4 protein-coding genes, 1 tRNA gene and 1 pseudogene are annotated in these 5456 nt (G+C 57.3%); 5 read left to right on the top strand and 1 reads right to left on the bottom strand.

From position 1 onward, the window contains the following. On the bottom strand, positions 1-389 hold a 389-nt coding region (locus tag NW829_RS10635; RefSeq protein ID WP_414417045.1), incomplete at its 3' end, for a cytochrome c oxidase subunit II transmembrane domain-containing protein. 521 nt (positions 390-910) lie between these two features. On the opposite strand from NW829_RS10635, the gene NW829_RS10630 reads away from it, so the two are divergent. From NW829_RS10630 to NW829_RS10610, 5 genes and pseudogenes are all read left to right on the top strand, one after another. Continuing rightward, on the top strand, positions 911-2038 hold the full coding sequence (locus NW829_RS10630; protein WP_414417044.1) for an FAD-binding oxidoreductase: 1128 nt from the start codon (positions 911-913) through the stop codon (positions 2036-2038). A 260-nt stretch (positions 2039-2298) separates the two neighbouring features. After that, on the top strand, positions 2299-2994 hold the full coding sequence (locus NW829_RS10625; protein WP_414398793.1) for a TPM domain-containing protein: 696 nt from the start codon (positions 2299-2301) through the stop codon (positions 2992-2994). Between the two features lie 83 nt (positions 2995-3077). Continuing rightward, a tRNA-Thr gene (locus NW829_RS10620) sits at positions 3078-3150 on the top strand. A 189-nt stretch (positions 3151-3339) separates the two neighbouring features. Then, the gene (locus NW829_RS10615) at positions 3340-4938 is read left to right on the top strand and encodes a DUF6930 domain-containing protein (RefSeq protein WP_414417043.1); all 1599 of its coding nucleotides are present in this window, start codon (positions 3340-3342) and stop codon (positions 4936-4938) included. A 318-nt stretch (positions 4939-5256) separates the two neighbouring features. After that, positions 5257-5456 (top strand): annotated as a pseudogene (locus NW829_RS10610) (RNA-guided endonuclease TnpB family protein); the annotation flags it as partial.

Genomic DNA, 5456 nt, shown 5'->3' with positions numbered 1-5456 from the left:
GCCATGGCCGCGTGGATATGGCCGCCGACGTGAGCACCCCCGTAAACAGCTTGATAGACATCTAGGCTGGCCAAGCCCAACCAAAGAATGATCACCGCCGGCACCGCCGTCCACACGATCTCCAGCAGCACATTGCCGTGGCTGGGATCCCCGTCGCCTTTGTCGCCTCGCCGCTTGCGGTAGCGGACAATACAGTAGAGAAGTACACCCTGTACCACCAAAAAGATCCCTGTGGCAATGGTTATGGTGCTGTTGAAGAGGCTGTCGAACAAGGGGGCTGATTCGGCAGCAGATTCGGGAAGCAGATGGTGGTTTTGCCCGTACCAAAGGCTGGCAAGGGTCAGGAGGATCCCCATAGCCACCAAGATGATGTTGCTCAGCGCACTCACGACTGCTTTTCCCCAATACAAAGAGCGTCCATCCTAGCAGATAATCTGCTCACAGCGTCTGCAAACTACCTTGCTCAACTTAATCCGTCGTTTTTTACTGTTGCCGTTTTTTATTTTTGTTTGCATTGTTTACGGAGTTTACAAAGTTTTCCGATTGTAGAGTCTGCTTCGCTGCGCACGGCTTCTCCACTAGTATCAGATAGTAGTCTGCGGGAGAGAGAAACCCTGCAGGCTTATGGATCTCTTCAGGATCTTTAGGATCTTTCAGGGTGAGCAGTGACGAGGCGGAGCTTTGGTTCCGAGATTTTCGGCAGACCTGTGTAAGGGCGGTACCACATTGAAGGCTGGCTCTGGTTGAGGGTCATCTCTCCAAGCTGAGATTTTTGCTGGCTGTAGACTGAGGTAGGGTGGGATAACCCCGCAATTGGGCTGGTTTGGACAGGTTTTCTCTCTTTAATCTCTGCTTCTGTTTAATCTCTGCTTCGCTTTCCCCAATGTCTTCTCCCCATTCACTGGCGACCTTGCTATCTGATCCAGGGGATCCCTTGCCGATCCAGACTCCATCAACGGTCTCGGAATTGGCCGGAATCTTAAAGGAGTGCCAAGGGCGGAAAGTGCTGCCGCTGGGGCAGGGGAGCAAGTGGGGCTGGGCCCACTCTGTGGAGCCGGTGGATTTGGTTCTCAGCACGCGCGGCTTACGCCGGCTCATCGACCATGCGGCTGCTGATCTCACCGTCACGGTGGAAGCTGGCATGACTTTGGCGGAACTGCAACACATCTTGGCCGAGCGGGGGCAATGGTGGCCGGTGGATCCCCTCTATCCGGAGCGGGCTACCCTGGGGGGCATTATCGCCACTGCCGATACGGGTTCTCTGCGCTGGCGTTACGGCGGGATCCGCGACTTGCTGCTGGGCATAGCCTGGGTGCGGGCGGATGGGGAGGTGGCCAAAGCGGGCGGGCGGGTTGTCAAGAATGTTGCTGGCTATGACCTGATGAAGCTGTTCACCGGATCCTTGGGCAGCTTGGGAATTTTGACCCAGGTGAGCCTGCGGCTTTACCCCTTGCCGGCAGCTCAGTCTGCTTTGCTGGCTACAGGATCCCTGCCGGAGCTGGAGGTTTTGTGTCGGCAGGTGCTGACCGGCCCCGTTAACCCTGTGGGGGTGGATCTCTGGCTGAGGGCAGAGGGATCCCAAGTTTGGCTCAGCTTTCACGGCTCGGAGCGAGCAATCGCCCAACAGATGGCCCAAACGCGGCGGCTGGCCCCTGCAGGGCTGACTTTGCAGGAAGTGAATCCCGACTCTCTGCCCCTGCCTCAACCCGGCTCAGGGGCGGTGCTGGCCAAGTTCGGGTGCCTGCCCAATCAGAGCCTGGCAACATTGGAGCAGTTTCAAACCCTGTTTCCTGGGGCTCAGGTGCAACTGCACCGAGGCTGTGGGCTAGGGCGGGCTTGGCTGGTTCAGCCAGAAGTGGGATCCCTAATGCAACTGCAACGCTACCTCAAGTCCGCAGGCGGATTTCTCCTGCTTCTGGAGGCTCCGCCGGCTCTGAAGAGGGCTCTTGCCCATGACTTTGGCCCGGCTGCCAGCCTAATGCGCAAGCTGAAGCAGCAATTTGACCCTGCCGGCACCTTCAGCCCCAGCTTGATATAAACATCGCCCTCGCCACCGCTGCTTCCTCGGGATCCCTCTGGCCAAACGTCTTGTTCCGGTGCATGATAGATCTATAAGAAATTGAAACATTTCTTAACATCATTTCTCAGTATCTCAGCGTCAAAGCTAGGAGAGGGATCAGCATGAGCATCGAGTGGCAGCGGATACTCCGCGTTGGAGTGGGCTTTTGCCTTGGGCTGTTGATTGCGGTGGGCGGGGGATCCCTGACCTGGGCGCAACCTGCCCTGCCGGTGGTGCCGATGGAGTTGCCCCAGCCGCCTGTGCCGGTCTTGGACTTAGCGGATCAGTTGACCAGCAATCAGGAAGCTCAACTGGCCCAGCATCTGAACAAGTTAGAGCAAGACACCGGCTGGAAGCTGCGGGTGCTGACTCAGTTTGATCAAACTCCAGGCCGTCAGGTGAAAGAGTACTGGGGCTTGAATGAGCGCAGCGTTCTGATGGTGGCGGATCCCAGGGGGGGCAACTTGCTGGCGTTTAATGTAGGGGATGCTGTGCGCGAGATCTTGCCACGTACCTTTTGGATTGAGCTGCAATCTCGCTTTGGCAATCAATTCTACGTGCGGGAGCACGGCACCCACCGCGCCATCCTGGAGACCGTGGATGTTTTGGATCGCTGCTTTCATCAGGGAGGCTGCCGCGTGGTGCCCGGCCTGCCTCAGGAGCAGTGGATCCTAACGCTGGTGACCTCGATTTTGGGCGGGATTGTCTTCGGGTTTGCCGGCAAGCCCCGCCATGCGGAGGAGCTGTTTAACTGGCGTTGGGCCTTGCTCATTTCTCCCCTGTGGTTCATTCTGTTCGGGGCCTTCGGTATCGGGCCGGTGGTCACACGCACTCAGGATTGGATCCCGGTGTTGCGCAACGTCTTGGGGTTTCTGGCAGGGGCTTTGGTGATCTACCTAGCTCCCATTGCTCGCCCGGCAGTGGATCAGCAGTAGCTGACTCGTGAAGTCGGCTGGGCGTCCTTCCCTGCGAGCCCCAGTTCGCAGGGGACAAATGCTAGAATCGGTGAGCAGAAATTGCTGATGTAGCTCAGTTGGTAGAGCACTCGACTTGTAATCGAGCGGTCGTCAGTTCGAATCTGACCATCAGCTTTTGTTGCTATAGAGCTGGGCTCTGCCGTCTCCTCTCCCTGAAGCCGAACTCAGCTTCTACACTGGTGGTTAGATTGGCATTAGCGGGATCCCTGGGTCTTGTTGACAGGAGGCCAAGGCCGATCCCTGCTCAGTTTGGCATACCTACTCAGCCGATTGGGTTGTTCTCCTGATTCTCCTTGGATGTCTATGTCCGGTCTCCCAGCCGCTACGGTTCGTCGATTGCAAAAGCTGCCCCAGGTGCCCTCGGTGTGGGAAGGGGATCGCCACAAGCTCTCAGGATCGCCACCCATGGGATCCCAAACGGAAGGGGAGTGCATTCTTTGGGTAGATGGCGTTCAGGGCGTGGTACGGGCCATGGAGGTGGTGCCCGCCGATTCTGGCTTTGAGCCGATGGTGCGAACCTTGATCATGGCTATGGAGCGGCCCCATGCTGCCCCACCTGCTCGTCCCCAGAAGATCATCGTGCGGGATCGAGAGGTGCAATTTTTCTTGCGCGGCATCCTGCACGAGCTGGACATCAAGGTGGAATGCCAGCCGGAATTGCCTCTGATCGACGAGATCCTGCAGAGCTTTGAAGAGGCCAACGAGCGGATCCCTCCCCCTCTGCCGGAACACTATGTTGAGTTGCTGGCCGGCAAAGCCCTTACCCTCTGGCGAGATGCTCCCTGGGATTACCTAGAGGATCACCAAATCTTGGCCATCGACCTAGATCACTGGGACATCCAAACCCTTTATGTCTCGGTGATGGGGCGGTTGGGCATGGAGTATGGGGTGCTTTTTTATCGCTCGCTGCCCTCTCTTAAACAGTTTCGCCAGGATGCGGCCCAGCCGGATACTCCCGAAGAGATGGAGGAAGCCTTCCTCAGGCAAGATTGTCTCTATCTCACCTTCCAAGCTGGCAATCCTGAACTTAACGAACTGCCGGATCTGGACTTGGCAGAGTTGGATCCCGAGGAAATTGAGCCGAACTTCGGCACCATTCACCCCCTGGAAGGCTTGCGCGTGACTTTGCAGGAGGATGAGGCGGCGGCCTTATCGGTGGCCCTGGAAGCCTTGCATCGCTTCTTCAAGCAGTACCACCGCAAGCTGGAAGATGACTTTCGCTCCTATCAAGGTCGGTACCGCATTCCCAATCCCCAAGAGAAGGGGACAACCCTTTCGGTGCAGGTGCGCACCCTGCCGGACGTGGCCGAAGAGCTGCTGGAGCTGGAAGGGGAGGCGGAAGAACCTGCACAAACCCTGCTGCGGGATGATTTGGTGCCGGAAGGGGCGCAGATAGGTCTGGGGGTCTTGCCGTGGACAACGGTGGAAATGCTGCGGCGCACGGGGCAATGGCATCCCCTCCCCCAAAGCAAGCTGGTGAAAAATGGAGAAGGGCTGCCGGTGGTGATTGTGCGCACCTCTCGATCAAAAGCAAAGCAGCTCATCGAGAATTTGCGTGGGGAAGGTGGGCCGCAAGGCGTTTGTTTCAACACAGGGGTGGATCCCTTCGATGGCGATCGCTACGACTTGGAAATTGTGCAAACGGGCAATCGCGATCTGCACCTGTTTGGAGAGTTTCCCGAAGATGATCCCGTTCACTCCATGGCTCGCAAGCGCTGGGAGCGGCGTTGCCGGGATACGGGTGGCTATTGCGGCTTGGTGGTGGCGATGGGGGTGAATTCTACGCGCCCAGAGCTGCAAGTGCGCCACATTCTGGCCTTGTTTGAGATGCAGGCTTTGAACCCAACGGGACTGGGACTGGGGCCGATGGTGCGGATTAGCCGACAATTGCACTTGCCTTGACCGTCCAGATGGAGGCAGGTTAGGTGCTGCTGGTAACCTGAGCAACTTTCTCCCAGCCGGGATCCCTTCTTTCTATGCTCTGGCAGGTTTACCGGGCGGTGATTCGGTTTTTCCAGGGATCCACGCTATCTTGGCTCTGGTTCTCTCCTGGGTGCTGACCGGCAAAATAGCTCGACAAAGCATCTCGACAAAGCATACAGTGGCCCTATCATCTGGGGGCTCTGGTATTGACCCTCAGCTAGAAATCGCAGGAGCCCCGCACTGTACCCGTAGGGTCGGTGTCGGGAGGAATGCGCTTTGATGAAGTACAATGAACTTATGAGCCAAGTCCTGACCATATCCTGTAAGCTCAAGGTGTCCCCGTCGCAAGCCGCCAAATTGGACGCGACGATGGATGTCTTTGTGCAGGCATTGAACTGGGTCAACCAGAACACGCCGGAGAAGATCGTCAACGCGGTCAAGTTGCAATCCCTTTGCTACTACGAGATTCGAGCTCGGTTCGGCTTGTCCAGTAACTT

This window comes from Synechococcus sp. R55.8 (assembly GCF_047461895.1).
In the GTDB taxonomy this organism is placed as follows: Bacteria; Cyanobacteriota; Cyanobacteriia; order Thermostichales; family Thermostichaceae; genus Thermostichus.
Note: the sequence above shows the minus strand (reverse complement) of the source record. Positions and strands in the feature narration are given on the sequence as shown.

Excerpts from the sequence above, each read along its gene's own strand:
- NW829_RS10625 (WP_414398793.1), top strand. The coding sequence starts at position 2,299 with ATGGAGTTGCCCCAGCCGCCTGTGCCGGTCTTGGACTTAGCGGATCAG.
- NW829_RS10615 (WP_414417043.1), top strand. The coding sequence starts at position 3,340 with ATGTCCGGTCTCCCAGCCGCTACGGTTCGTCGATTGCAAAAGCTGCCC.